At 72.4% G+C, this 26,162-nt stretch carries 28 protein-coding genes and 1 pseudogene; 14 read left to right on the plus strand and 15 right to left on the minus strand.

The genetic code is table 11. The features are described 5' to 3' along the window. The coding region (locus JNW98_RS24040; protein WP_223770364.1) for a hypothetical protein at positions 1-387 on the minus strand (387 nt) is incomplete at its 3' end. Positions 388-594: 207 nt separating this feature from the next. On the opposite strand from JNW98_RS24040, the gene gadC reads away from it, so the two are divergent. Both gadC and JNW98_RS24050 read left to right on the plus strand, forming a co-directional pair. Continuing rightward, the gene (gadC, locus tag JNW98_RS24045; RefSeq protein ID WP_223770365.1) at positions 595-2,079 is read left to right on the plus strand and encodes a glutamate/gamma-aminobutyrate antiporter GadC; all 1,485 of its coding nucleotides are present in this window, start codon (positions 595-597) and stop codon (positions 2,077-2,079) included. 137 nt (positions 2,080-2,216) lie between these two features. Beyond that, positions 2,217-3,107 (plus strand): alpha/beta fold hydrolase, encoded by an 891-nt coding sequence (locus JNW98_RS24050; protein ID WP_223770366.1) that lies wholly within the window; start codon positions 2,217-2,219, stop codon positions 3,105-3,107. On the opposite strand, the gene JNW98_RS24055 is transcribed toward JNW98_RS24050, so the two are convergent. From JNW98_RS24055 to JNW98_RS24065, 3 genes are all read right to left on the minus strand, one after another. Next, on the minus strand, positions 3,104-3,550 hold the full coding sequence (locus JNW98_RS24055) for a hypothetical protein (protein ID WP_223770367.1): 447 nt from the start codon (positions 3,548-3,550) through the stop codon (positions 3,104-3,106). The two genes, JNW98_RS24050 and JNW98_RS24055, sit on opposite strands and share 4 nt — an antisense overlap. 66 nt (positions 3,551-3,616) lie before the next feature. Further along, complete coding sequence (locus JNW98_RS24060) at positions 3,617-4,171, minus strand: GNAT family N-acetyltransferase (RefSeq protein WP_223770368.1); 555 nt, start codon at positions 4,169-4,171, stop codon at positions 3,617-3,619. Further along, complete coding sequence (locus tag JNW98_RS24065; protein WP_223770369.1) at positions 4,168-5,430, minus strand: helix-turn-helix domain-containing protein; 1,263 nt, start codon at positions 5,428-5,430, stop codon at positions 4,168-4,170. Before JNW98_RS24065 ends, JNW98_RS24060 begins: the two co-directional genes overlap by 4 nt. A gap of 520 nt (positions 5,431-5,950) precedes the next feature. Between JNW98_RS24065 and JNW98_RS24070 the strand changes: the two genes are divergently transcribed. The 6 genes from JNW98_RS24070 to JNW98_RS24095 all read left to right on the plus strand — a co-directional run bounded on the left by JNW98_RS24070 (position 5,951) and on the right by JNW98_RS24095 (position 10,700). Continuing rightward, complete coding sequence (locus JNW98_RS24070; protein WP_223770370.1) at positions 5,951-6,409, plus strand: NUDIX domain-containing protein; 459 nt, start codon at positions 5,951-5,953, stop codon at positions 6,407-6,409. 14 nt (positions 6,410-6,423) lie between these two features. After that, complete coding sequence (locus JNW98_RS24075) at positions 6,424-7,431, plus strand: hypothetical protein (protein WP_223770371.1); 1,008 nt, start codon at positions 6,424-6,426, stop codon at positions 7,429-7,431. An 85-nt stretch (positions 7,432-7,516) separates the two neighbouring features. Continuing rightward, entirely contained in the window at positions 7,517-8,143 is a 627-nt protein-coding gene (locus tag JNW98_RS24080) for a hypothetical protein (protein ID WP_223770372.1), read from the plus strand. Positions 8,144-8,231: 88 nt separating this feature from the next. Continuing rightward, on the plus strand, positions 8,232-9,020 hold the full coding sequence (locus JNW98_RS24085) for a MerR family transcriptional regulator (protein WP_223770373.1): 789 nt from the start codon (positions 8,232-8,234) through the stop codon (positions 9,018-9,020). Then, a complete protein-coding gene (locus JNW98_RS24090) occupies positions 9,017-10,249 on the plus strand; it encodes a glycosyltransferase (protein WP_223770374.1) in 1,233 nt (410 codons plus the stop codon). The genes JNW98_RS24085 and JNW98_RS24090 overlap by 4 nt, the downstream gene beginning before the upstream one ends. Before the next feature lie 73 nt (positions 10,250-10,322). After that, on the plus strand, positions 10,323-10,700 hold the full coding sequence (locus JNW98_RS24095) for a cupin domain-containing protein (protein WP_223770375.1): 378 nt from the start codon (positions 10,323-10,325) through the stop codon (positions 10,698-10,700). A 43-nt stretch (positions 10,701-10,743) separates the two neighbouring features. Here JNW98_RS24095 and JNW98_RS24100 read toward each other — a convergent pair whose 3' ends face one another. The 5 genes from JNW98_RS24100 to JNW98_RS24120 form a co-directional block, all read right to left on the minus strand. Then, positions 10,744-11,418, minus strand: coding sequence for a TetR/AcrR family transcriptional regulator (locus JNW98_RS24100; protein ID WP_223770376.1), 675 nt, complete (start codon positions 11,416-11,418; stop codon positions 10,744-10,746). Beyond that, positions 11,415-12,095, minus strand: coding sequence for a DUF4166 domain-containing protein (locus tag JNW98_RS24105; protein WP_223770377.1), 681 nt, complete (start codon positions 12,093-12,095; stop codon positions 11,415-11,417). The genes JNW98_RS24100 and JNW98_RS24105 overlap by 4 nt, the downstream gene beginning before the upstream one ends. After that, complete coding sequence (locus JNW98_RS24110; protein ID WP_223770395.1) at positions 12,092-12,340, minus strand: hypothetical protein; 249 nt, start codon at positions 12,338-12,340, stop codon at positions 12,092-12,094. The genes JNW98_RS24105 and JNW98_RS24110 overlap by 4 nt, the downstream gene beginning before the upstream one ends. A gap of 120 nt (positions 12,341-12,460) precedes the next feature. Next, complete coding sequence (locus tag JNW98_RS24115; RefSeq protein ID WP_223770378.1) at positions 12,461-12,904, minus strand: nitroreductase/quinone reductase family protein; 444 nt, start codon at positions 12,902-12,904, stop codon at positions 12,461-12,463. Continuing rightward, complete coding sequence (locus JNW98_RS24120; RefSeq protein WP_223770379.1) at positions 12,901-13,824, minus strand: aldo/keto reductase; 924 nt, start codon at positions 13,822-13,824, stop codon at positions 12,901-12,903. Before JNW98_RS24120 ends, JNW98_RS24115 begins: the two co-directional genes overlap by 4 nt. Before the next feature lie 71 nt (positions 13,825-13,895). Here JNW98_RS24120 and JNW98_RS24125 point away from each other — a divergent pair, with 71 nt between their 5' ends. Next, the gene (locus JNW98_RS24125; protein WP_223770380.1) at positions 13,896-14,252 is read left to right on the plus strand and encodes a MerR family transcriptional regulator; all 357 of its coding nucleotides are present in this window, start codon (positions 13,896-13,898) and stop codon (positions 14,250-14,252) included. Here the strand turns inward: JNW98_RS24125 and JNW98_RS24130 are convergent. Further along, positions 14,227-15,117 carry a helix-turn-helix transcriptional regulator gene (locus JNW98_RS24130; RefSeq protein WP_223770381.1) on the minus strand — a complete coding sequence of 297 codons (891 nt, stop codon included), beginning with the start codon at positions 15,115-15,117 and terminating at the stop codon, positions 14,227-14,229. The two genes, JNW98_RS24125 and JNW98_RS24130, sit on opposite strands and share 26 nt — an antisense overlap. Positions 15,118-15,328: 211 nt before the next feature. On the opposite strand from JNW98_RS24130, the gene glnA2 reads away from it, so the two are divergent. Both glnA2 and JNW98_RS36285 read left to right on the plus strand, forming a co-directional pair. Further along, complete coding sequence (gene glnA2, locus JNW98_RS24135; protein WP_099200781.1) at positions 15,329-16,690, plus strand: gamma-glutamylpolyamine synthetase GlnA2; 1,362 nt, start codon at positions 15,329-15,331, stop codon at positions 16,688-16,690. Positions 16,691-17,105: 415 nt separating this feature from the next. After that, positions 17,106-17,237: a hypothetical protein gene (locus JNW98_RS36285; RefSeq protein WP_263421148.1), complete on the plus strand. Its 132-nt coding sequence runs from the start codon at positions 17,106-17,108 to the stop codon at positions 17,235-17,237. 164 nt (positions 17,238-17,401) lie between these two features. Here JNW98_RS36285 and JNW98_RS24140 read toward each other — a convergent pair whose 3' ends face one another. Beyond that, positions 17,402-18,073 carry a class I SAM-dependent methyltransferase gene (locus JNW98_RS24140; RefSeq protein ID WP_223770382.1) on the minus strand — a complete coding sequence of 224 codons (672 nt, stop codon included), beginning with the start codon at positions 18,071-18,073 and terminating at the stop codon, positions 17,402-17,404. A 154-nt stretch (positions 18,074-18,227) separates the two neighbouring features. Then, positions 18,228-18,674 (minus strand): glycine-rich domain-containing protein, encoded by a 447-nt coding sequence (locus JNW98_RS24145; protein ID WP_223770383.1) that lies wholly within the window; start codon positions 18,672-18,674, stop codon positions 18,228-18,230. Positions 18,675-18,866: 192 nt separating this feature from the next. On the opposite strand from JNW98_RS24145, the gene JNW98_RS24150 reads away from it, so the two are divergent. Together JNW98_RS24150 and JNW98_RS24155 are read left to right on the plus strand one after the other, a co-directional pair. After that, positions 18,867-20,156 carry a helix-turn-helix domain-containing protein gene (locus JNW98_RS24150; RefSeq protein ID WP_223770384.1) on the plus strand — a complete coding sequence of 430 codons (1,290 nt, stop codon included), beginning with the start codon at positions 18,867-18,869 and terminating at the stop codon, positions 20,154-20,156. A 36-nt stretch (positions 20,157-20,192) separates the two neighbouring features. Then, positions 20,193-20,399: pseudogene (locus tag JNW98_RS24155) on the plus strand (glutamine synthetase); the annotation flags it as partial. A gap of 357 nt (positions 20,400-20,756) precedes the next feature. On the opposite strand, the gene JNW98_RS24160 reads toward JNW98_RS24155, so the two are convergent. Both JNW98_RS24160 and JNW98_RS24165 read right to left on the minus strand, forming a co-directional pair. Next, complete coding sequence (locus JNW98_RS24160; RefSeq protein WP_223770385.1) at positions 20,757-20,963, minus strand: DUF397 domain-containing protein; 207 nt, start codon at positions 20,961-20,963, stop codon at positions 20,757-20,759. Continuing rightward, positions 20,960-21,799 (minus strand): helix-turn-helix domain-containing protein, encoded by an 840-nt coding sequence (locus JNW98_RS24165; protein WP_223770386.1) that lies wholly within the window; start codon positions 21,797-21,799, stop codon positions 20,960-20,962. The genes JNW98_RS24160 and JNW98_RS24165 overlap by 4 nt, the downstream gene beginning before the upstream one ends. A gap of 200 nt (positions 21,800-21,999) precedes the next feature. Here JNW98_RS24165 and JNW98_RS24170 point away from each other — a divergent pair, with 200 nt between their 5' ends. After that, positions 22,000-25,056, plus strand: a complete 3,057-nt coding sequence (locus tag JNW98_RS24170) for a bifunctional [glutamine synthetase] adenylyltransferase/[glutamine synthetase]-adenylyl-L-tyrosine phosphorylase (RefSeq protein ID WP_223770387.1) — start codon at positions 22,000-22,002, stop codon at positions 25,054-25,056. A 189-nt stretch (positions 25,057-25,245) separates the two neighbouring features. Here JNW98_RS24170 and JNW98_RS24175 read toward each other — a convergent pair whose 3' ends face one another. Then, positions 25,246-26,091 (minus strand): phosphatase PAP2 family protein, encoded by an 846-nt coding sequence (locus JNW98_RS24175; protein ID WP_223770388.1) that lies wholly within the window; start codon positions 26,089-26,091, stop codon positions 25,246-25,248. Positions 26,092-26,162: the final 71 nt, after the last annotated feature.

Raw genomic sequence — 26,162 nt, forward strand, 5'->3', positions numbered from 1 at the left:
GGCGCCGGCCGGCCGCCGGAGGACGGCCAGCGCCAGCAGCAGGACGACCGCCCAGCCGGCGCCGGCGCCGAGGACGGCGAGGCAGACGGAGGAGGGGTTGAGGGAGGGGTGGTGGTGGGGTGAGGGGGCGGCCGGCGCGGACACCGGCCTCCCGACCGCCAGGGGCACCGGCCTCCCGGCCGGCGCGGCGTGCGGGCCGCCTGCGTGGTGACCCTCGGCGTGGTGGCCCCCCGCCGTCGTGGGCGAGGCGGACGTACCCGTCTCCGGCCGGCCGTGCCCCGTCGGGTGCCCGAGGGTGTGCATGGTGACGATGCCGAGCAGCAGCGCCGCGAGGAGCAGCAGGCGGCCGCACCAAGGGCCGCCGACCCCCGCAGCTCGCCCGCGCATCGCGCTCCTCCCCGTCCTCGTACGTCCCTCGCACCCTACCCCCGCGGGGTATGCGCCCCAAGGGCGGCCCAAGGGCGCCCCCAGGGCGGCCCGCACGGCCACCCGCACGACCGTCCGATCGAGCGGATGTGCGCGGAACGGTCCCTCTGTCCGATGATGGGACGAAACCGATCGATTGCTTTGCCCCGAAGGACGCTCCTCCCTCTCATGCCCCTCTCGGAACAGGTCAGGGACGAACGTCCCCCCGCCGACCGTGCCCCTGCCGCCCCGAGCGAGGGCCCGGCACACGCCGACCCCGCCGCCGCCGGCCGCCGGCAGTTCATCTCCTGGACCACCCTCGCCCTGATGACCACCGCCTCGGTGGCCAACCTGCGGCCCGCGCCGTCCATGGCCCTCTACGGCCTCGCCGCCGTCTTCCTCTACCTCCTCCCGGCCGTCGTCTTCCTCCTCCCGACCGCGCTCGTCTCCGCCGAGCTCGCGTCCGGCTGGACGGGCGGCGTCTACCGCTGGGTGAGCGAGGGGCTGTCGAAGCCGCTGGGCTTCCTCGCCGTCTGGTGCCAGTTCGCGATGACGATCGCCTACTACCCGAGCCTGCTCGCGTACGTGGCCAGCACCTTCGCGTACATCGTCGATCCGTCGCTCGCCGACAACGGGCTGTACGTGGCGCTCGTGATCGTCGTCGTCTACTGGTCCGGCGTGCTGATCTCCGCGCGCGGGACGAAGGCGGTGGCCGGGCTGTCGAGCATCGGGCTGGTGATCGGCACGCTGCTGCCGGGCGTCGTCCTCGTCGTGCTCGGACTCGTCTTCCTCGGCCAGGGCAACCCGTCCGCCGCGCCCATGGACGGCGGCCACGTCCTGCCGCCGTGGACCGGCGTCGCGAGCCTCGTCCTCATCGTCGGCAACTTCCTCTCCTACGCGGGCATGGAGATGAACGGCGTGCACGTCGCGTCGTTGCGCGAGCCCGGCCGGCAGTTCCCGCGCGCGATGGCCCTCGCCACCGGGCTCGTCCTGCTGATCTTCATCCTGCCCGCGCTGGCGGTCAGCTGGGTGATGCCCGGCGAGGACCTGAGCCTCACGGCCGGGGTGATGCAGGCGTTCCAGGGCTTCTTCGACCACTTCGGGGTCGGCTGGCTGACCAAGGTCACCGGCGTGCTGCTGGTCGCCGCCGCGCTCGGCGGCATGCTCACCTGGCTGGCCGGGCCGTCCAGCGGGCTGCTGCTCGTCGCCCGGCAGGAGGGCTACCTGCCGCCCGTCCTCCAGAAGCTCAACCGGAACGGCGTGCCGCGCAACATCCTCGTCGCGCAGGGCGCACTGACGACCGTGATCGCGCTGCTGTACGCGTTCCTGCCGGACGTCTCCAGCGCGTACTGGATCTTCTCGGTGATCACGACGCAGATCTACCTGGTCGTCTACCTGCTGATGTTCGCCGCCGTGGTGCGGCTGCGGCGGCTCCAGCCGGACCGGCCGCGCGGCTTCCGCGTCCCGGCCGTCCGGCTCGTCGCGGGCGTCGGGTTCGCGGCCTCGCTGGCGGCGATGTGCATCGGGTTCGTGCCGCCGGAGCAGTTCGGCGGGCAGCCGCTCTGGCGGTACCTGCTGATCGTCGGCGGCGGGCTGCTGACCATCGGCTTCCTCGCGCCGCTCGCGTTCCTGGCGTGCCGCAGGCCGCACTGGGCGGCGGCGGACGCGGACTGAACCCCACGAGGGTCTCCCGCCCTGCGGAACCCTCGCGGCGCGCCCGCCGTTCCCCCGACGGGGAGGGGCGGCCGGCGCCACCGCTCCTCCCCGCCAACGTGGACGCGTGGACGAAGCCGGACGAGGGGTGGACGAGGATGAGCGAAGACCGGCCGCCGGGCCGGATGCTGCGGGTCGGCGGCACCGCCCTGCACGTCCTCGGCGAGGGTTCCGGGCCGGTGTGCGTGCTGAGCCCCGGGCTGGGCATGGGCTGGTTCGACTGGGAGCCCGTCGTCCCGCTGCTCACCCCGCACCGCACGGTCGTCCGCTTCGACCGGCCCGGCCTCGGCTTCAGCGCCCCGCAGGCCGAGCCGCCCACGGCCGCGGCCGAGGCCGCGCGGATCGCCGGCGTGCTGGACGCGCTCGGGCTCACCGGCCCGGCGACGGTCGTCGGCCACTCGCTGGCGGGCTTCCACGCGGAGGCGTTCGCCCGGCTGCACCCGGAGCGCACGGCCGGCCTCGTCCTCGTCGACACCAGCGTCGAGACGAACGTCCGGCCGCTCCCCGCGCGCGCCCTGCGCACCGCCGCCGCCCGGGCGCGCGGCCACGCCTTCACCACCGTCGGCCTGCCGCGCGCCCTCGGCCCGGCCCTGCGCCGGCTGGCCGTCCGCGCCACGTCCGTCGCACGCGTCGACCCCGTCCCCGCCGAACTCGTCCGCCGCACGTACGGCACGGGCCGCGTCACCCGCGCCCTCCTCATGGAGAACGCCCGCTACTTCGACGTGGCCGCCGAACTGGAACGCCTCCGCGCGGACCACCCGCTCCCGCCCGTCCCCACCCACGTCCTGGCCGCCGCCACCGGCACCGACTCCCGCTTCGAACGCCGCCGCCTCACCCGCCAACGCGCCCTCGCCACCCTCCTCGACGCCCACTTCACCACCGTCGCCCCGGCCGGCCACCTCCTCATGTACGACCGCCCGGAGGCGGTGGCGGGCGCGATCCTGGAAGCGCCGCGGTTCAGCCCGTCCACGGTCCCCGCCGCGCCTTAGGTACGCCGCCGTTCCTTCGCCCGGGCCGCCGCTTGCGCCTCGGCGGCCAGGAACGGCAGGAAGTCCTCCACCGTCCTCCGCCGTGCCTTCGGCAGCGCGTAGAACTCCCGCATCCGGATGTCGATGCGGAACGGCCCCCGCAGGGTGCGTCTCCAGCCGGCTGGATCCGGAGCGGTAAGCGCGAAGAGGTAGCACATCCAGCTCGGCTGCGGCGAGGGCTCGGGATGGTACGGGGACACGAGGAACCCGTCCGCGTCCACCTCCTCCACCCCTTTCGCCGTCCTGCTGAACCCCTCCCGCTCCGCGGTCTCCACCAGTTCGCGCACCCGCCGCGCCGACGCGTAACGAGGCGCGGCGGGCACGGGATAGCCGATCGGTGAGGTGGTGAGGCGCACGAAGCGGGGGTAGCGCCAATTCTTCCTGGGCCGTTTTCGCTCTTCCATGCCCGCCGACTCTGCCGTCCCGAAGGCGAGTCGGCCACTCACCGCCCGTCTGCCCGTCCCGGGCGGTCACTTCAGATCGAGCAGCATCACGTCATGGAGCTCCGCCCCCTCCCACGGGCACGCTTCCCCGACCTTGCGGTACCCCCACGCCCGGTAAGCCGCCTTTGCCGCCCGACTTCCCGGGTGAACGTTGAGCAGCACGCGCTCGGCCTCCGCGTCGGCGAGCAGGGCTTCGTGTAGCCGACGGGCGACGCCTTGCCGGCGCCATGGGCCGCGTACCGCCAGTTCCATGAGCCCGAACGTCCGACGCCCGTCCTCGCGGCGCATCTCCGGGGAGACAGGCTTCGTCAACTGATGCCACCACCCCGTGGTGGGGCCGAGCGGGTAGCCGAACGCCATACCGACGGGTTCACCGTCACCCGTACGAGCGAGAGCGGCCCGGAACGCGCGCTTGCGTGTCTGGGAGCGGAAACGGCGGAACGCATTCGCGACATCGGTCTCGGTCTCGTCGTACGGAGGCTCGGCGAACGCTTCCGAGTAGACCAAGCGGAACGAGCCTTCGGCCTGTGTGGCCGCCGACCCGTCCATGCTCCTGACCGTGACGGTTCCGCGCTGCGTCATGTGGCATTCCCTCGAACGGTCTCCCGGATGCGCTCGCCGCACTCCCGTGCCTCGGCGCTGTCGATTCTCGCGGCGGTCCGCTCGAACTCCCGGATTCTGCCCAGCAGCCGTGGGGACGCGATCCCGCCGCACGTATCGAGAACGCCCCGCATCTCCTCGCACGCTTCGTCGGCCTCGCCGGCTGACATGAGGACGCAGGCGAGCCTGACCCGGTACGACGCGCCGTTACGGGACAGATCACGACCTATGCCGCGTACGGCAGCCTGGAGAAAAGGAACGGCGAGCTTGGGTTGCCCGGCCCGTATGTACAGGTCCGCCGTCGCGTAGTCGATCTCGAACGGACCGGCAAACCGTGCCCACTGCGGCACGTCGGAATCGGTGTCCGCGCGCCCTTGGCGGCTGACGGCTCGGCTCAGGGCACGGCGGGCCGCGGACAGGTCTCCTGTGTGGGTCGCCACATTGGCTTCCCTGAGTGCGATCACGAGGTGCACCGTGTGTCCGGCACCCGCGCGGGTGGCCAGGTGATGGGCGTACTCCACCGCGCTCGCGGCCTCCCACGTCCGAGCTGCCTTGATCGCCAAGAGAACAAGAGTCTCCAGAACGGAGACCTGCAACAACGGGTCGTCGACGAGCTGTGCCGCCGCCAGGGCTTCCATGCAGGCGGTGCGTCCCTGGCTGATTCGCCTGCCGTCATAGCCGTACCAAGCGCGGTGGCCGTGCAACTCGGCGAGTATGGTCCGCAGGTCCCGGCCGACGCGGCTCGTGTAGGAAGCCGCGCCCAGCGCGTTCGTGATCTCGCTCTCGATCGCGCCTGCCCGCGTCATGGCCGGCACGCTCCCCGAGGTGTGGTCGGTCCGGTACAGGCCGTCGAGCTCCGCGCGCAATCGGGCCACGTCGGCGGTGCCCACCCGAGGGCCCGCCCGAGTGCCGACGAGTGCCGCGCCGACGAGCAGCCCGGCGTCGTTGACGAACGTCCTTCGCTTCACACCTCCAGCGTCGCCGATCGGCGAGGTGAGCGTCACGCGATGCGGGGGCACCTCGAATCCCATTTCGGCCAGTGGTACGCCGAATATCGTTTCGAGCACGGTTTGTTGGCCCGGATGGGGTACGGGCGGAGGAGACTCCCGTTCCCACCGCCGGACTTGTCGCACGCTGATGGACGCGTTGATGCCCAAGCGTGCGGCTTCGTGGGTGAAGGCCGTCACGAACGTTTCCTGGGTGTACCCGGCCGCGCGTCGAAGCCGTGCCAGTTCGCTCACGAGCCCGCCCGTCATCCGTACCACCGCCGTTTGTCCGTCACCGTAGCGACTTGGCCACCGAGGCGAGCGTCAAAACGTCCGCCTGGATGTCCGGTCCCCTCTCGCCCACCCGCTCGTCCGAGCCGCTGCACTGGTGGTGTGCCGTGACCGCACGGTGCCGAGCCGCGGGAGGACGCGTTCATGGCCATGACCATGCATGTCTACGACGTCGACGGAAAGACCGGCCAGGTGGTCCGGGAGCGGGCCCGAGTCATCGTTCCGGTAGGCAACGAGCGCCTCGCTCCGTACCTGTCCAGCGCCTATCCGCCGTGCAGCTGCCCTCAGTGCCGTACGAAGAAGCGAGGGAGTGGCAGGTGACTCGGCGCCAGCGGCCGGCGGTGCGGTCGGAGGCGCATCGCGTCATCGCGGCCGTTTCGCCCGGGATCGCAGGCGATCGGCGAGGCAGCCGTGTCACGGCTCGGCCGACACCGTTGGACAGTGGGCCGCGCATGCGGCCCAACTCCCCAGGAAGAGAGACGTCATGAAGCGACTGATCGCCCGCCTCTGGCGCATCATCCGTGGCCCGATGCAATGGCGGGTTCTCTGGATCGCGCACGCGAAGTTCATGGTGGGCGTGACGGGCGTCGTCCGAGATGACGCGGGGCGCGTGCTCCTGCTACGTCACCGGATGTGGCCGGAGGGACGGCAGTGGGGGCTGCCGACCGGCTACGCGGTCAAGGGCGAGGAGTTCGGTTCGACCGTGGTTCGGGAGGTGCGTGAGGAGACCGGCCTGGAGGTCAAGGTCGGCCCACTTGTCCACCTCAAGAGCGGATACAAGCTGCGGATCGAGGTCGCGTACGAAGCGGCTCTGGTCGGCGGCGAACTCAAGATCGATTCGTTTGAGGTCTTGGAGGCGCGATGGTTCTCCCCGGACGAGCTGCCGGAAGGGGTGCAGGAGTCACATCGAGCACTGATCGTCGGGCCGGCGCCCCTCGGCTGACCGGCATTCCCCGGTTGCTGGCTCCCCATGAGCACCTGTCCGGCGAAGCCGACGCGGTAGCGCTGGCCGCCAAGCTGGCCGAGCTGCGCCGCGACGCGACCGACCTGGCGAGCCGGCACCCCCAGGTGACGTTCCGGCCGCTGTCCCGAGTCCTGACCGACTGGAGCGCGGCCGGGCTGCACACCCGCCCCTTCCGGGACGGCCTCGCCCTGCTCCGGCCTCGGTACGCCGCCCTCGGCCTTGGCCGGCTGCTTCCAATCGACCGCGTCATGGTCGGGGTCCGCTCGGAGCGCGAGGGAGCGTACGGCGGATTTCATCACCCGGACCAGGGCTACCGGCACCTGCACATGCGGGCTCTGGTCACGGTATCCGGTCCGCTGACGTCCGGCCTGCCCATGGATCCCGACCTGGCATCGCTCGATCTCCTGCGCGCGTACGCGCACGACTGCTTGCATTACGGATCGTTCCGCAGTTACCGGCTCAGGGGTGACGAGATCGTACGAACGCAGTACGGGGTGAACTTCCGACGCCATGACGGGCGTACCTACTCCGCACCTGATCTCGACGGATCGCCGACCACTCGCAATCTCGGCGTCGTCATGGAGGGGGCATGCGACCGCGAGGCACGTGCCGTCACGCGGCGGATCGCCCGCCGTATGGCCATCGTTCGAACGGAGGGAATGTCCGGGTATGTGTTCCGGGATGTGACGGGCATGCTCACGACCGCCGACACGGCCGCGCTCGCCCCGTCCATGTACCGTGCCGCCAGCGCACCCACGGAGCCGGCGGCGAGCTTTCTGGAATCCATGAGGACTTACCAGGAATCGGTCAACGCCCGATACGGCCGTTTCCTCACTGATGTCGGGCGGGGCGAGGCGGCCGGACTGCATGCGGTTCTGCTGCGGGCCATGTTGTCCGGGTCCCTCGCTGGTCTCTCCGCCTGGCTCGACCGTCGGCATGGACCCCACTCGTTTGCCGCTCTCTTCTTGAACCCCGGTTACCCTGCACGCTCGCCCAAGTAGCCGGGCGGGGCGATCAGCCGGCCCACCCGGTACCTGGGGTGGGGACGTAGCCGCTCAGGAAACGGTGAAGGGGTGGGGGCGACGGATGGGGCTCGACATCAGTGTGCTCGTTGTCGACTGGGAGCGGGTCGCGGGGTTCGTGCCCGGGGAGCGGGGGGAGCGGCTGGTGGACGCCGTGTATCCCGACGAGTGCGACGCCGAGTTCTTCGCCGGGCTGCCCGATGGCTGGGTGCGGTTTCCCGCCGAGGTGGCGGAGTGGTCCGCGCTGTACGAGTTCCACTCCACGAGCGGCTCGTTCAAGGCGCACTTCTGGGCCGGTGAACGGTGGGAGGACGTCCGGGAGCAGGCCGTGCCGGAGCTGCGGGCGGCGTTGGACACGTTCCTGTCGGGGTTGTTCTGGGATCCGTACGACATGGCCGTTCCCCCGGCGGGGACGGGGCCGGACGCGCCGGGAGTGCGGGAGCTCTTCGCGGAGCACGGTGTCGGGCTGCTGGTCGCCTGTCCGCCGGACGCCGTCCCCGTCCTGGCCGCCGCCTGGGCCGTCGCCGAGCCGCTGCTCGACGGGCTCGACGGGCCGCACACCGCGCACGCCGACTCCCCAGGACGGTGGATCCCGGACCACGACGCGTTCGCCGTGCTGTTGCGGGAGTGGGCGGAAGTGGTGCGCGAGGCGCACGCGCTGGGGTGGGGGATCGTGGGGCTGCCGATCTGACGCCGACGGTACGAGGGCCCGCGGGGACCCGCTTGACCCTCACCTCACGTCAGGCCGCAGGCTGAGGCCCGACGAAAGGCAGGACCCCATGACGTACACCGTCGGACAGGTCTCGGGCTTCGCCGGCATCACCGTGCGGACCCTGCACCACTACGACCGCACCGGGCTGCTCGCCCCCAGCCAGCGCAGCGCGGCCGGCTACCGCCTCTACGGCGAGGCCGACCTGGCCCGCCTCCAGCAGATCCTCTTCTACCGCGAACTCGGCTTCTCCCTGGAGGAGATCGCCGCCATCCTGGAGAACCCCCAGGCCAACGCGCTCGACCAGCTGCGCGCCCGGCACAAGCTGCTCAGCGAGCAGATCGGCCGGCTGCGGCGGCTGGTGGAGGTCGCCGAACGGGCGATGGAGGTGCAGGAGACCGGCGTCGCGCTGACGCCGGCCGAGCGCTTCGACGTGTTCGGCGAGGTGGCCTTCGACCTGAGCTACGCCACCGAGGCCGCCCTCAAGTGGCGCGACAGCGACAAGCACCGCCAGTCGCTGGCCAGCGCCGCCGCCCACAGCAAGGACGACTGGCGGCGGATCATGGCCGAACTTGCCCAATGGAGACGGGAGTTGTGTGCCGCCTTCGATGCCGGTGCGCCGGCGGACGGCGAGCGGGCCATGGACCTGGCCGAGGTGCACCGGGGACACCTCGACCGCTGGTTCATGTCCTGCCCGGCCGAGACGCACGTCCGCGTCGCCGACGACTTCGCCACCGACCCGCGGGCGTTCGCCCTGCTGGTGCCGCCCTCCGAGCAGCGGCCCGGCCTGGCCGCGTACGTGCGGGCGGCCATCCGCGCCAACGCGGCCCGGCACGGGGTGGCCGAGGGCGCGCGATGAGGATCCTGATCACCGCCGCCGGCTCGCGCGGCGACGTCGCCCCCTACACCGGCCTCGGCGCCCGGCTGCGCGCGGACGGCCATGACGTCACCCTGGCCACCCACGACCTCTTCGCCCCCCTCGTCCACGCCGCCGGCCTGGGCTTCCGCCCGCTCCCGGGCGACCCGCGCAGCGGGCGGCGGGACGGGGACGGCGGGAACCGGCAGCTGATGCGTACCGCCGCCGCGTTCGTCGGCCGGCTGGGGAGCGGGCTGGCCGACGCCGTCACCGGCGACGGCGGCCGGGGCCTCCCCGACCTCCTCCTGCTCTCCACCACCACCGCCCCCCTCGGCCGGCACCTCGCCGAGGCGACCGGCGTCCGCACCCTCGACGTCTTCCTCCAGCCGACCGCCCCCACCGGCGACTTCCCGCCCGTCGTGGGCGGCACCCGCTCCCTCGGCCGGTTCGGCAACAGGACGGCCGGCCGGCTCGCGCTGCGCGTGACCGACCGCCTCTACGCCGACGCCGTCCGCACGCTCCGCGCCGACCTCGGACTGCCGCCCGCCACCCCGTCCGCCGTCCGCCGCCGCCACGCGGCGACGGGCGCGCCGGTGCTACACGGCTTCACCGAGGCCCTCGTCCCCCGCCCGGCCGACTGGCCGTCCGGCCACGTGGTGACGGGCCCGTGGTGGCCGCATCAGGGCGTGGACCGGCTGCCCGCCGCCTTGGAGGACTTCCTGGCCGCCGGGCCGCCCCCGGTCCTCGTCGGCTTCGGCAGCATGCCCGCCGACGACGCCGAGCGGCTGAGCGGGCTCGTCGTCGCGGCGCTGCGCCGCGCCGGCCTGCGCGGCGTCCTCCAGGCGGGCACCGCCGGGCTGTCGGCGGCCGGGGACGACGTCCTCACCGTCGGGGACGTCCCGCACGCGCCGCTGTTCCCGCGGCTCGCGGCGGTCGTCCACCACGCGGGCGCGGGCACGACCGCCGCGACGCTGCGCGCGGGCGTGCCGTCCGTACCCGTCCCGGTCATGGCCGACCAGCCCTTCTGGGCCGCCCGCCTGGCCGCCCGGGGCGCGGCCCCCGCCCCCGTCCCGTTCCGCGAGCTCACGGCCGAGCGCCTCGCGGACGCGCTGCGGGAGGCGACGACGGAGCGGTCGTACGCGGAGGCGGCCCGGCGGCTGGCGGGGGAGGTCGCCGGGGAGGACGGGGCGGAACGGGTGGCGGAGGCCGTGGCGGCGTACGCCGGCGCCTGACCCGGCGGTACGGGCATGCCCTCCCGTGCGGCGCCCGGACCGCCGATACGCTGCGCTGATACGGTCCGGCGGCATGAACGACACGGTGTACGTAGGCAACGCCGGCAAGGACGCCGCCCTCGACCGGGGCTGGCTGCTCGGCCACTTCAAGGACCCCTCCGACCCCCGCCACAGCGAGGCGGTCGAGATCAAGTGGGGCGTCCACCCGGCCGGTGACGAACGCGCCCGCTGGGTCACCGACGAGGCCCGCACCGCGCTGCTGGTCCTGATCAGCGGCCGGTTCCGGGTCGAACTGCCGGGCCGGAGCGTGCTGTTGAGCGAGCAGGGCGACTACGTCGTGTGGGGCGAGGGGATCGACCACTCCTGGCGCGCGGAGGAGGAGTCGGTCGTGATGACGGTGCGGTGGCCGTCGGTGCCGGGGTACCGGGTGGACGAGGCCGGGAACGGCTAGGGCCGAGGAGGCCGGGAACGGCTGGGGCCCGCGCCGCCCGGGCTCACGGCCGCCCCCGGCTGCCCCCGCCGCGCCGCAGGCGGGCGCGGACCGCCCGCTGGGCGACCGGGCCCAGGCCCTCCAGGACGGACACCAGGCCGGAGAGCTGGTCGAGGGCGTCCAGGGCGCGCAGGGCGCCGTCCTCGTCCACCCCCTCGTACAGTTCCAGGCCGACGAAGGCGGACGCGACCGCGCGCGCGAGCCCGGGGGAGTCGACGAAGCCGGCGAGGGGGGTGTCCGCGAGGACGCGGGACAGGACGCGCTCGATCTCGTCGATCCAGAGGGTGAGGCCCGCCGCGGTGGCCGGGGCGAGCCGCGGCTGGTTCTGTGCCCCGGCGAGCAGCTGGGCGAGGACGGCCACGTTGCCCTCGGCGCGTTCGGCCGCGTGCAACTCGCGGCCCAGCTCCAGGAGTTCGGAGAGGCTCCGGACCCGGTCCAGCCGCTCCCGGTAGCGGGCGACGCGCTGTTCGGCGCCGTGCCGGCAGGCGGCGGAGAGCAGCTCGTCGACGCTGCCGAAGTGGTAGAAGACCAGGGCCTGGTTCACCCCGGCGGTGGCGGCGATGCTCCGCGCGGAGACCTTGGCGATGCCCTGCTCGGCGAGGGTGCGCAGGGCGCCTTCCATCAGCTTGACGCGGGTGTCCGCGCTCGTGCTCGGCGCCGTCCGGGTACCGCGGCTCATACCCGCGCCTCCTCGCGCACCGGCCGCAGCCCCGCCCTGACCCCGTAGTCCCGCACGGCCGTGTAGTCCGCGGTGAAGGACCCCGAGTAGCCGAAGAGCGGGCCGAACCGCCGGTTGGTGACGGCCACCCGGATCCGGAAGCACCCCGCCGCGTCGTCGTACGACTCGCGCACCACCGCGTCGCCCGCGACGAGGTCCGGGACGCGGACGTCCACCCGGCCTTCCCGGAAGCGGTGTTCGCCGGACCGGATGACCAGCGACCCGTCGGCTTCCGCCGAGAAGTGCAGGTCGGTGGCGAGGTGCTGGTGGGTGCCGAGGTAGTCGACGACGCAGCCGCGCTCGGGGCTCCAGATCATGGTGGCGTCGAACCGCCGGGCGCCGTCGGGGAAGGCGAAGGTCCGGACGAAGGTGACGGTCTCTCGCCCGTACGAGTCCCGGTACGGGACGTTCTCGATGGTGAACGGCACGTCGCGGCCGGCCCGCGGGACGAGGATGTTCCGGGTGCCGCCCAGCGCGAGGAACGGCCGGACGAAGCCCCGGCCGTGCCGGACGCGCTCCATCGTGCCGCGCCCCACGCAGGCCGTCCCGCTGTCGAGGCCCACGGAGAAGCGCTGCCGGATCCGCGGGTGGAGCCGGTCGAAGTCGGCGCCGAGGGCGCGCTGGAAGATCGAGGTCATGACGGCTCCGGGGCGGTGGTGGCGTTGGCGTTGGTGGTGGTGGCGGAGATAGGGGCGGGGGTGGGCGGGGTGGCGAGCAGGACGTGCGTGGCGTACCGGAAGCGCTGCGGCCCGCCCGGCGCGCACGGCAGGTACGTGATGTCGGTGAACCGCAGGCCCCAGCGGCGGTGCCGGTCGGGTCGCTGCGTGCGGTCCCACCGGTCGTCGGGATCGGCGCGGATCAGCGCCTCGACGTACAAGCCCATCGAACGACTCCCCCCGGAGCAATGGAGCAATGGAGCAATGGTTTGAGCGACTGCTCAAAACGCAGCGTACACTGCGTCTTGAGCAGTCGCTCAAACCCACCCCCCTGGCGTTACGAGTGCCTACCTCCGGTGCTCCAGCCGCACCACGGGAACCACGCGCCCCACCCCTTCGGCCCGCTCCCGGAACTCCGCGAACTTCGGCTCGGCCGCGACCTGCCGCCGCCACAGCTCCTCGTACTCCGCCGGGTCCGTCACCTCCACCGCCCGGGCGGGGAAGGCGTCGGCCCCCACTTCGCCGCCCAGCTCCACCCGCAGCGCCTCCGGGTGGGCGCGCAGGTTGTGGTACCAGGCGGGGGCCACCGGCGCGCCGCCGTTGAGGGCGAAGACGTGGGGACGGCCGGCGTCGTCCGGCAGGTGGACCAGCGGCGTGGTGCGGAGCTCGCCGCTGCGGGCGCCCCGGGTGGTGAGCAGGAGCAGGGGCGTCCCGGCGAACTCGCCGCCCACCACACCCCCGTTGGCGCGGAACTCCTCGATCACCCGCAGGTTGAAGGGGTTGCTGTTCATGACGCCGGGGTCTTCGGGGCCGTGGCCAGGTCGATGCGGGCGTACTGCTCGGGGGAGAGAGACAGGCCGAGGGCGTCCCAGTTCTCCGCCAGGTGGGCGGGGGAGGAGGTGCCGGGGATCGGGATCATCGCCGGGGAGCGGTGCAGCAGCCAGGCGAGGGCCGTCTGCGCCGGCGTCGCCCCGAGCTCCCGCGCCACCTCCGCCACCGGGCTGTCCGGCCCGGCGTGCTCGCCCATCGCGATGGGCCAGAAGGGCAGGAACGCGATGCCGTGCTCCGTGGCGTGGTCGATGACGGGGTCGTGCCCGCGCTCGCCGAGGTTGTAGAGGTTCTGGACGGTGTGGACGGGGACGATGGCGGACGCCTCCCGCACCTGCTCGACGGTCACCTCCGACAGCCCGATGTGACGGACTTTGCCCTCGTCCTGGAGCTGCTTCAGCGCGCCGATCTGGTCGGCCGCCGGGTACGCGGGGTCGATGCGGTGCAGCTGGAGCAGGTCGATGCGGTCGGTGCCCAGCCGGCGCAGGCTCAGTTCGGCCTGCTGCCGCAGGTAGGCGGGGTGGCCGTGGGTGACCCACTCGGTCGGGGAGGGCCGGACCACGCCCACCTTGGTGGCGATCACGACGTCGCCGGCGAACGGGCGGAGCGCCTCCGCCACCAACTCCTCGTTCTCGCCCAGCGCGTACGCGTCCGCCGTGTCGAAGAGGCGGATCCCGAGCTCGACCGCCCGCCGGAGCAGGGCGATCGCGTCCGTGCGGTCGGTGGGGGCCGTCCAGATCGGGGCCGTGACGCCGTGCCGCTCGTCGGGCCGGCCGGCGAGGCGCATGGCGCCGTAGCCGAGGCGCGGGACGACGAGGTCGCCGCCGATGGCGTGGGTGGTGGCCGTGTTGTGCGCTGTGGTCTGTGCTGTGTTCTGCTGCATGCCGGAGACGTTAGAAGCTGACACATGTGTGAGCTTCAAGCTCGAAACCGGCACTGTGAGGGGGATCACTGTTGAAGATCGGAGAACTGGCGGCGGTCACCGGAGTGAGCGTCCGCCTGCTGCGCTACTACGAGGAGCAGGACCTGCTCACCCCGGTCCGCACACCCGGCGGCCACCGCTCGTACGGGCCCGAGGCCCCGCTGACCGTCCGCCGCATCCGGGCGCTGCTCGATGCGGGACTGCCCACGCGCGTGATCCGGGAGGTGCTGCCGTGCGTGGAGGGGGACGGGATGTTCGTCCACCCCTGTGTGAGCGACCGGCTGCGGGACCAGCTGCGCGGGATGGAGGAGCGCATCGCCGAGCTGGAGAGCAGCCGGGCGGGGCTGGCGGCGATCCTTGAGGTCACCGAGGCGGCCGCCGTCGGCTGAGGGCGGTGGTTGTGGTTGTGGCGGTAGTGGCGGTAGTGGCGGCGGTGGCGGCCCCCGCCGCGTACCGCCCCGGCGCCACCCCCACGATCCGCTTGAAGTGCCGCCCCAGGTGCGCCTGGTCGTAGAACCCGGCCGCCACCGCCACCGTGCGCGGCGGCACCCCGTCCAGCAGCAGCCGCCGCGCCCGGTCGACGCGGCGCGCGGTGAGGTACTGGTGCGGGGCGATGCCGAACGCCCGGCTGAACGTCCGTACCAGGTGCGTCGGATGGGCGTGCAGCCGGGCCGCCGCCTCCCGGAGCGTCAGCCCCTCCACGAGGTGCGCGTCGAGCAGCTGCCGCAGCCGGTCCGCGAGGACGGCGGCGTCGCGGCCGCCCGGCGCGGGCCGGGGCGCGGACCGCAGGTCCAGGTGGCGCGTCAGCCGCTCGGCGACGAACGCGAGCCGGCTCTCCGCCTCCAGCTCCCCGCCGGGCGCGGCCAGGGCGGCGTGCAGGTGGTGGACGCGGTGGCGCAGCAGCGGGTCGGCCAGCGTCGGCCGGTCCACGGCCGCGCCGATGTGCTCCTCGCCCAGCACGTCCGTGCCGAGGTAGAGGACGCGCTTGCGGAAGCCCCCGGGCGTGGCCGGGGAGCCGCTGTGCGGCACGTGCGGGGGCAGGAGGGTCACCTGGTGGTGGAGTGCCCCGTGCTCGTCGTGCTCCAGGTCGTAGCGGATCATGCCGTCGTCGACGATCAGCAGCGACCAGGTGTCGTGGGTGTGCATGGGGTACGCGTGCTCGAAGAAACGGGCGTGGAGGATCTCCGCGACGCCCGACACCTCCGGGCGCCACGCCGTGATCCGTGAACGGCCCGCCCGCCCGGTGCTCGGCACGCGAGGAGCGTAGCCGGGGGGGCGTACAAGACGATCACCGGGGCCCGCCGGGGCCCACCCCTGCGCCGGTCCTCCGCGGCACCGACAATGGAAGAGACCACCACGGGACGCCCGGGCGCAACGCGTGCGAAATCGTGTGGTGGGATGCTGATGTGCCCCGGCCTCCCCCGCGGCCGGGAGCGGACGGCCTGACCAGCGAGGATAGGTAGCTATGGATAAGCAGCAGGAGTTCGTGCTCCGCACCCTCGAGGAGCGCGACATCCGCTTCGTGCGGCTGTGGTTCACCGATGTGCTCGGCTACCTGAAGTCGGTCGCCGTCGCCCCCGCGGAGCTTGAGCAGGCCTTCGACGAGGGCATCGGGTTCGACGGCTCCGCCATCGAAGGATTCGCGCGGGTGTACGAATCCGACATGATCGCCAAGCCGGATCCGGGCACCTTCCAGATCCTCCCCTGGCGCGCGGAGGCCCCCGGCACCGCCCGAATGTTCTGCGACATCCTGATGCCGGACGGCTCCCCGTCGTACGCGGACCCCCGCTACGTCCTCAAGCGGATCCTCGCCAAGACCTCCGACCTCGGGTTCACCTTCTACACCCACCCCGAGATCGAGTTCTTCCTGCTCAAGGACAAGCCGGTGGACGGCACCCGCCCGGTGCCCGCCGACTCCTCCGGCTACTTCGACCACACCCCGCAGAACGTCGGCATGGACTTCCGCCGCCAGGCCATCACCATGCTCGAATCCATGGGCATCTCGGTCGAGTTCAGCCACCACGAGGGCGCCCCCGGCCAGCAGGAGATCGACCTGCGCTACGCCGACGCGCTCTCCACGGCCGACAACATCATGACGTTCCGCCTGGTGATGAAGCAGGTGGCGTTGGAGCAGGGGGTGCACGCCACCTTCATGCCGAAGCCCTTCTCCGAGTACCCCGGCTCCGGCATGCACACCCACCTCTCCCTCTTCGAGGGCGACCGCAACGCCTTCCACGAGTCCGGCGCGGAGTACCAGCTCTCCAAGGTCGGCCGCTCCTTCATCGCCGGCCTCCTCCGGCACGCGGCCGAGACCTCCGCCGTCACCAACCAGTGGGTCAACTCCTACAAGCGCATCTGGGGCGGCTCCCAGCGCACCGCGGGCGCCGGCGGCGAGGCCCCCTCCTACATCTGCTGGGGCCACAACAACCGCTCCGCCCTCATCCGCGTCCCCATGTACAAGCCCGGCAAGACCGGCTCCACCCGCGTCGAGGTCCGCTCCATCGACTCCGGCGCCAACCCGTACCTCACGTACGCGGTCCTGCTGGCCGCCGGCCTCAAGGGCATCGAAGAGGGCTACGAACTCCCCGCCGGCGCCGACGACGACGTCTGGGCCCTCTCCGACGCGGAGCGCCGCGCCATGGGCATCGAGCCCCTCCCCCAGAACCTCGGCGAGGCCATCGAACTGATGGAGCGCAGCGAACTCGTCGCCGAGACCCTCGGCGAGCACGTCTTCGACTTCTTCCTCCGCAACAAGAAGCAGGAGTGGGAGGAGTACCGGTCCGAGGTCACGGCGTTCGAGCTGCGAAAGATGCTGCCGGTGCTTTAGCCCGGCGGGGCGGGCGGGGTTTCTCGCCTCAAGGGGCTTGATGGGGCCCGCGGTTACCGGCTGCGGGCCCCGTGCTTTGGGTGTGGGCTCAGGTGCCGCCGCCGGGATTGTCCCGCGTGTGGGGGGACCACTCTTGACCGCGCGCTCATACAGTTGGTCGAGGCGCTCCAGCTCCATCTGTCGTACGTCCTCGGCGGGCTCTTGGGCGATGGCCTTGAGGGCGTTCTTCACGGCGTCGTGGGCGGCGTGGATGTCGATGTCGAGGTGGGCGGCGATGTCGCGGTAGCTCATGCCGTAGCCGACGGCCGCCGCGCTGCCGCTGAAGAGGCGGAACCGTCCCTGCGGGCAGCCGGGAAGGCGGACACCGGCCGGGCGGTGCTCGTCCGCGGGATCGTCGGAGCCGGAGAGGGAGACCATGACCATTCCGAAGCTCGCCGAAAGGGTGGGGCGCAGCCGCACACTCATCCTCCGGCTGGCCAGCAACCTCGCCGAGGGGTGGCCACCCCCTACGTACCGGCCAGGCAGCACCGGCCGGAGTACGACCTGAGCTGGTTCGATGACTACTGGGCGCGCCGGCAGGCAGGAATCCGTCAGGGCCGCAGAACCGACCTTGAACAAACGCCGAAAGATCAGCAAGACGTCAAGAGGCCCCGCCGACAGTACCCGGAGCAGCCTCTTCTCTTCGTGACAACCGCAAAGGGCAGGGACCCTTCAGTCCACTGAGGCGCGCACGAGCAGCGTGCCAAGGGCCTCGTCGCCCGGCGGCGGGAGGACCCGGGCGTCGACGTCGTCGAAACCGTGACGCTTCAGCAGGTCAGCCCACATGTGGGGGGCGTACTGCCAGCGCAGGACGGTCAGTTCGCGCTCGCGTCCTTCCAGCCACTTGCCGCGCATCTGCTGGGGCCCGTACACGTCGGGGGCGGGCTCGGCGTGGCTGAAGACGAAGACGCCGCCGGCGGTGAGCCGCTTGGCGACCAGGGGCAGGAGTCGGTTGGGGTCGGTGAACCACGCCGCGCCCCACATGGAGTAGATCGCGTCGTATTCAGTGGCTTGGGTGACGAGGAACTCGCACACGTTGGCGTGAATGAAGGTGATGTTCGGCTCGTCCGCCCACCAGCGGTGGGCACGTTCGATCTGGTGGGCGGAGAAGTCCACGGCGGTCACCTGGGCGCCGCGGCGGGCGAGGCAGACGGCGTCGGCGCCTTCTCCGGGCCCGAGTTCCAGGACGGTGCGGGGCGTGCCGAGGAGTTCGAGGCCGGGCCCGTGGCCGGGGAACTGCGTCCATTCGAACGGGCCGACGGGCGGGGCCGGCTGGTCGCCCTCGCCACGGTGGGGTTTGTAGAGGTCCCAGTATTCGGCGGGGGTGAGGGGCGGGCGGGGCATGGGGCTCCTCGCGGGGAACGGCGGGCCGCGTGAGTTCGCCACCGTACCGGCGCCGTCCCGCCGCCGAGGCGTGTTCGCCGAACTCCACCCGCTCGGCCCACGAAGGGGCCCGGGGACGCGCGCGGCGTCCCCGGGCCTGGTCGTTCCGGTTCGCTCAGTGGCAGCTGGTTCCCGGGGCGCACGGCCCGCACTTGGTGTAGTCGGCCTCCCAGAGCTTCCAGTCCACCTCGAACCCGTTCTCAGCGATGATCTTCGCGGTGCGTTTGACCGATCCGTCGTACTTGAACGCGATCTCGGGGATGTGCTCCAGGAACCGGCCCTGGAAGTGCTCGTGGCAGAACTCCCGGTAGTTACGGGTGTCCAGGATGAAGGTGTGCACGGCGATGTCCACGGTCCGCCCGCAGCACATCTCCAGCTTCTGCCCCCACTTCTCCATCGCCGTGATCAGGTACGAGACGGCCGCGTGGAACAGGCGGTTGGCGTACACCTCGTCGAACGGGTAGTCCCGCATCAGCAGCTGGATCTCCCGCTCCCACACCTCGGGCTTGACGTAGTTCCGAGGATCGCGGACCTTCGGCCTGGCCTCGACTGCCGTCGCCATGCTGTCCTCCCTGCTGCTCGGACCTGCCGCCCCGCGAGCCGGGGGCGTGCCCCCAGTTCACCGCCGGCTGCGGGCCCGTGGTGATCGATTGCCGCTGGTCGCACACGGTGTGCAGATGCTGCACGCGCTCTCGACGGCCACCGGGGCCGCGCGTACGGTTGGCGCGCCGGTCCTGCGCCCGCTGGAGGTGTGGTGAGCACCGATGCGCTGTGGAGAACCCCTGAAGCCGTCGCCCTGATCGGCCGCAGCCGGGCCGGGGCGCTTATCCGGCTCGGACGGGTCCATCTCGGGTGGCGGCAGGCCGACCTCGGCCGCCGGGTGGGCTGCTCGGCCTCCACGATCTCCCGTCTGGAACGCAGCGGCACCCCCGACATCGGGCTGCTGCGGCGCGCCGCCCGCGAGGTGGGGTTACCGACAGATGTTCTGGCCGCGGCCATCGGCCTCGGGCCGGGGGCGCCCACTACAGTGGCGCCGTCCGGTCAGCGTCATGCCGAGGAGGACCCGTTGCGCCGCCGCTCACTGCTCGCCGCTGCCGGAACCGCCGTCCCCCTCCAGCTCCTGGCCGGCATCGACGAGGCGCTGGCCGCCCCACCCGAGCCGCACAGCCCTCTGGCCCCGGTCGCCCCGCGCCTTGCCCGCGCGCACGCGCTGTTCGACGCCGGCCGCCACGCCCAACTCCTCGACGCCCTACCCGCGCTCCTGGCCGACGCCCGCGCCGCCACCGTCGCCCGCACGGAGGCCACGTACGCGACCCTGTCGTCCTGCTACGCGTTGGCCTCGCGCGTGCTGACGAAGATCGGCCAGTACGAGCGGTCCCGGATCACCGCCGACCGGGCCATTACATACGCGGACCTCTCCGGCGACCCGATCGCCACCGCCGCCGCGTCCCGCGAGCTGAGCATTGTCCTGCGGCACCAAGGCCAGCCGGACGCCGCCCAGCGCCTCGTGGACAGTGCCTTGGGCGCCGTCGAGCGGACCGGCCTGAACACTCAGGCGCAAGCCATGGCGTACGCGCAGATGCTGTGCACCACCTCGTACACCGCCGCCCGGGCCGGTCACCGCGACCAGGCCCTCGCCCTGATCTCCGAAGCCTCGCGCGCGGCCCGCCGACTGCCGCACACCCCGCCAGCGGGGGCCGCCTTCTCCATCAGCCCGGCCGCCGTCACCCTCTATGAAGTCGGCGTCCACTGGGCCCTCGGGGACGCCGGCGCAGCCCTCCACGTCGGCCGGGAGCTGCGCCCGGGGCAGTTCCCGACGGCCGAGCGGAAGGCCCGGATGCACACTGACCTGGCCCGCGCCTGGTGGCAGTGGGGCAAACCCCAGCAGACCGCCGACGCCCTTCTGGAGGCGCTGCGTACTTCCCCGACCGAGGTTACGGATCGGCCGGCGATCCGCCGCGTCGCTGTTGATCTGATCCACCGGCATCCCCACACGGCTGGGCGGCGGGAACTTGCCGCGGGCATCGGGCTGCGCGCCCGGTAGCGCTCACCGTGTCGTTGAAGCCGCGGTCTTGCTGTCGAACGAGAACGTCGCGCCATGGGCATCGAATCTCTGCCCCAGAACCTCGGCGAAGCGATCGAGCTGATGGAGCGCAGCGAACTGGTCGCGGAGACGCTGGGTGAGCACGTCTTCGACTTCTTCCTGCGGAATAAGAAGCAGGAGTGGGAGGAGTACCGGTCTGAGGTCACGGCCTTCGAGCTCCGGAAGATGCTGCCGGTGCTTTAGCCCGGCGGGGCGGGCGGGGTTTTTCGCCTCAAGGGCGTGGCGGGGCCCGCGGTTGTCGGCTGCGGGCACCCGCGCTGTGGGCTCACCGCAGCTTGCCCACCCCGCCCTTGACGGTTGCCGGACCACCCCCGTGCGCGGGGACCACGAGGACGCGCTGCGCGCGGTGCCCCGCCACCTCGGACCACCCCCGCGTGCGCGGGGACCACCCGTGGGCGTGGATGAACTGCTGCTGGGCGGTGGGACCACCCCCGCGTGCGCGGGGACCACACTTTGTGACCTGCGTCGTTCCCGTGGAGTGACGGCGTTTTCCTTCACTTGCTCATCGCCGCTCTGCCCTCCCCGGGGGTAGCCGTGGAGTCACCCGCCGGAAGCGAACCCCGTGAAGGCGGCCCATGCGCCCGCAGGGAACGCGACGGACGGTCCTTCCGCCTTCTTGGAGTCGCGCACGCGGACCGCGTCATCAGCGGCCGCCATCTCGACGCACGATGGGCCGTCTCCGTTGCTGTAGCTGCTTTTTATCCACTCCGGTTCGGGGCCGGTTCCGCCGGAGGATCCGAGGGTCATGTCTCTCCCAGTACCTTTTCGACAAAGGCCAGGGACTCCTGTGGTCCGAGCGCCTGCGCTCGGACGACTCCGTAACGCAGGTCTAGGACTTGGAGCTCCTTGGCGTCGGTGACCACGCGGCTGGCGAGCTGCACCTCGTACAGGCCCACCATCGTGCTGTCCGTGAGCTTGAGCAGCCTGAACGGCCCTTCGAGACCGGAGTTCACCTCGCTGTGCAGAGGCAGGACCTGGAGCTCCACGTTCCGCCACTGGCCAATCTCCAACAGGCGTTCGAGCTGCTGCCGCATGGCCATTCTGCCTCCGACGGAGCGCCGCAGCGTAGCCTCGCACAACACGAAGCTGAAGAAGGGCCGTCGTGCCGAAGCCGTGACGATCTCCTGCCGGGCCATCCGCGCGGCTACGCGCCATTCGATCTCGTCTTGGCCGAACGGCGGGCGGCGGTTGGCGAACACCGCCCGCGCGTAAGCCTCCGTCTGCAAGAGCCCGTCGATGACCGAGTTGTTGTACGAGCCCAGCTCGACGGCCTCCCGCTCAAGCTTCGCGATGTCCCGGACCTTCTTCGGGTACCGCGCCTCCGCCAGGTCCTCCCGCAAGGCGGCGAGCTTCCCGCCCGCCCCCAGGGCCTCGTCCGCCCGCTCCAGGAAGCCAGGCTGGGGGACGCGCAGGCCCCGCTCCACCTTGTAGACCAGATCCCGGCTGTAGCCGACGGCCGCCGCCAGCTCGGCCGCCTCCATCCCCGCCGCTTCCCGCCACAGCCTCAGCTGCCGCCCCACTGCGGCGACCAGCACCATGGACTCGTCCTCGGGGTCGAGCTCCCACCCGTTCTCGTCACTCATTCGCGCCACCTCCACGTACCGGCCACCGCAGCCGCCATCGGCCAGTCAGCGTGGCAGGCGCGGTCGTGGGCGGTGGCGGGAACCGGGGATTCCGCACCGATCGGGGGGTGGGTGCCGCGCTTCGCGGCGGCGGGTCTGTCGATACGCTGGAGATCGGGCCTTGACCGGGCATGGTCAGCTGGAGGCGATGGGGCGATGGGATGACAGTGCCGGACGGGCGGCCCGAGAGCCGGCGCGGCAGTACGTACACCCGGCTCGTGCGGAGCGGGTTCGCCGATCCGGCCGCCGCCGAGCGGCTGCTCGACGACGCCGACGGGCTCGCGGCGTTGCGCGATGATCCGGTGTTCCTGGACGCGCTCGGCGCGACCGCCGATCCCGATCTCGCGCTGCTCGGGCTGGTGCGGCTCGCCGAGGCGCTGGAGGCGAAGCGTGGGCCGGCCGAGCGGCAGGAACTGCTCGACACCGTCGTCAGTGCGAAGCCGCTGCGCGACCGGCTGCTGGGCGTGCTCGGGGCGTCCGAGGCGCTCGCCGATCACCTCGCGCGGCACCCGGGCGACTGGCACGCGCTCGTCACGTTCGAGCGGGCCGATCTCCATCCCGGTACGGCCGAGTTCGAGCGCGCCCTCGCCGACGGTGTCGCCGCCGGGCGGGAGGCCGGGCTCGTGCCGTCCGACGCGCTGCGCGCCGCCTACCGGCGCTGCCTGCTCACCGTCGCCGCCCGGGACGTCACCGGCACCACCGACGTCGCCGAGACCGCCGCCGAACTCGCCGACCTGGCCACCGCCACCCTCCGCGCCGCCCTCGCCGTCGCCTGCGACGAGCACCCCGACGACGCGGCGGCCTGCCGGCTCGCCGTCATCGGCATGGGCAAGTGCGGCGGCCACGAGCTCAACTACGTGTCCGACGTGGACGTCGTCTTCGTCGCCGAACCGCGCGGCGACACCACCGAGGCGACGGCGTTGCGGGCCGCCACCCGGCTCGCCTCCCGGATGATGCGCGTCTGTTCGGACATCACCCCCGAGGGCACCATCTGGCCCGTCGACGCCAACCTCCGTCCCGAGGGCCGCAACGGCCCCCTGGTGCGCACGCTCAGCAGCCACCTCGCGTACTACCAGCGCTGGGCGAAGACCTGGGAGTTCCAGGCGCTGCTCAAGGCCCGGCCGGTGGCCGGCGACGCCGAGCTGGGGCAGGAGTACGCGGACGCCGTCTCGCCGCTCGTCTGGCAGGCCGCCGAACGCGAGAACTTCGTCCCCGACGTGCAGCAGATGCGCCGCCGCGTCGTCGCCTCCATCCCCGCCGACCGGCTCGAACGCGAACTCAAGCTCGGACCCGGCGGGCTGCGGGACGTCGAGTTCGCCGTCCAGCTGCTGCAACTCGTGCACGGCCGCAGCGACGCCACCCTGCGCAGCGGCACCACCCTCGACGCACTGGCCGCGCTCGCCGCCGGCGGGTACGTGGGACGGGCCGACGCCGCCGCGCTGGACGCCGCGTACCGCTTCCTCCGCGCCATGGAACACCGCATCCAGCTCCACCGGCTGCGCCGCACCCACCTCGTACCCGAGAGCGAGGCGGAACAGCGGCGGCTGGGACGCTCGTTGGGCTTCCGTACGGAACCCGTCACCGAGCTCGGCAAGGAGTGGCGGCGGCACGCACGGGAAGTACGGCGGCTGCACGAGAAGCTGTTCTACCGGCCGCTGCTCGACGCCGTCGCCCAGCTCGAACCGGCCGAGACCCGGCTCAGCCCCAAGGCCGCCGGACAGCGCCTGGAGGCGCTCGGGTACGCGGACCCGGCCGCCGCGCTCCGCCATCTGGAGGCGCTTGCCTCGGGAGTGACCCGGAAGGCGGCGATTCAGCGTACGCTGCTGCCCGTGCTGCTGGGCTGGTTCGCGGACTCCTCCGACCCCGACGCGGGACTGCTCAACTTCCACAAGGTCTCCGACGCGTTGGGCAAGACACCCTGGTACCTGCGGCTGCTGCGCGACGAGGGCGCCGCCGCCGAGAACCTGGCCCGCGTCCTGTCCGCCGGGCGGCTCGCCCCCGACCTGCTGCTGCGCGCCCCCGAGGCCGTCGCCCTGCTCGGCGCGCCCGAGGGGCTGCGCCCGCGCGACCGCGAGGTGCTGGAGCAGGAGACGCTCGCGGCCGTCGGGCGGGCCCAGGACGCGGAGAAGGCGATCGTCGCGGTGCGGGGGGTGCGGCGGCGGGAGCTGTTCCGCGTCGCCGCCGCCGACATCGTCGGTGCTTACGGGAGGCCCGGCGGGGCTGAGGGCGGTCCCGTCGCTCGTGATCACGGCAGCCGGTGTGATCTCGTCGGCCGGGCCGTCTCCGATCTCAACGCCGCCGCTCTCGCGGGCGCGCTGCGCGCCGCCGTGCGCGCGGAGTGGGGCGATACCTTGCCCACGCGGTTCGCCGTCATCGGGATGGGGCGCTTCGGGGGGCGCGAGCAGGGGTACGGCTCGGACGCCGACGTGCTGCTGGTGCATGAGCCTCGGGACGGGGTCGGCGACGAGGAGGCTGCGAAAGCGGCCTTCGCCGTGGCCAACGAGATGCGGCGGCTGCTGCAACTTCCGACCACCGACCCGCCGTTGCTGATCGACGCCGATCTGCGTCCGGAGGGGAAGTCCGGGCCGTTGGTACGGAGCCTCGCTTCCTATGCCGCTTATTACCGGCGGTGGTCGTTGGTCTGGGAGAGCCAGGCGCTGTTGCGGGCCGAGCCTGTCGCGGGTGACGCGGAGCTCGGGCGGCGGTTCGTGGAGTTGATCGATCCGTTGCGGTATCCGGCGGAGGGGCTGTCCGAGGACGCCGTTCGGGAGATCCGGCGGTTGAAGGCCCGGATGGAGACCGAGCGGCTGCCTCGGGGGGCTGACCGGACCACCCATACGAAGCTGGGGCGGGGTGGGCTTTCCGACGTCGAGTGGACCGTGCAGCTTTTGCAGATGCGGCATGGGCATGGGGAGCCGCGGTTGCGGACGACGCGGACGCGCGAGGCGCTCTCGGCCGCCCACGACGCGGGGCTCTTGGACGCCGACGAGATGCACATCCTCGACGAGGCGTGGGTTCTCGCGACCAGTGTGCGGAACGCGGTGATGTTGGTGCGGGGGAGGCCGGGGGATACGTTTCCCGGTGATCCTCGGGAGTTGGCGGCGGTGGGGCGGTATCTCGGGTACGAGCCGGGGCACGTGGGCGACATGCTCGATGACTATCGGCGGGTTACGCGGCGGGCTCGGGCCGTGGTCGAGGAGCGGTTTTACGGGGGGTAGGGGTGGCGCCCCATGGGTGGCGCCCCAGCCCCGCCCCTTCGCCGATTCCTGGGGCTGACGCCCCAGACCCCGAAACCGCGCTCCGCGCGGTTGTCATCAAACGCCGGACGGGCTGATTGGTGCCCCCGGGCGCGATATCAAGCCCGTCCGGCGTTTGAGGACGAGCAGCGGAACCGCGAAGAGGGCACCTCACCCCGCAGCGGCCACCTGCCGCGCCAGCCGGTACGGAAACGCGCGGTACCACGCGTACGACACCGCGAACCCGAAGGCCAGGCACAGCAGCCCGCCGACCGCGTCGAGCCAGAAGTGGTTGGCCGTCGACACGATCACGGCGAGCGTCGCCACCGGGTACAGAACCCCGAGAACCCGCACCCACACCCACCGCGCCAGCAGCGCGATCGTGACGCCGCACCACACCGACCACCCGATGTGCATGGACGGCATCGCCGCGTACTGGTTGGAGACGTCGGCGAGGTTGCCGGAGGCCATGGAGCCCCAGGTGTGGTGGACGAGGACGGTGTCGATGAAGCCGGGGCCGTCGGCCATGAGCCGAGGGGGTGCGAGGGGGTACAGGTAGTAGCCGAGGAGGGCCACGGCGGTGGTGGCGAAGAGGGCGAGGCGGGCGGCGGCGTAGCGGCCGGGGTGCCAGCGGTAGAGCCAGACCAGCACGCCGATGGTGAGGACGAAGTGCAGGGTGGCGTAGTAGTAGTTCATGCCGACGATGAGCCACGTCACCGAGTTCACCGCCTTGTTGACGGTGTGCTCGACGGCGATGTGGAGGCTCTGCTCGGTGGACCAGATCCAGTCCGCGTTGCGCTGCGCGTCGGCACGCTGCTCCGGAACGGCGTTGCGGACCAGGGAGTAGGTCCAGTAGCCGACCGCGATGAGCAGCACCTCGAACCAGAGCCGCGGGCGGCGCGGCACACGCGGCCGACGCGGCGACGGCCGCTCCGCGGGCGGCCTGTCCCCGCTTTCCCCGTTGGGCGGCGGGGCGGCCGTGCGGCCTTCCAGGGTCCTTGCTGTCGCTTCACCCATAGGCCCACAGTGTGCCAGAGTCCGCAGGAGCGCAGATCGACCTCAAGTCGGGTTTGGAGTGCTTTCGGCCG

Origin of the sequence: Streptomyces huiliensis (assembly GCF_020037025.1) — a bacterium.
GTDB lineage: Bacteria > Actinomycetota > Actinomycetes > Streptomycetales > Streptomycetaceae > Streptomyces > Streptomyces huiliensis.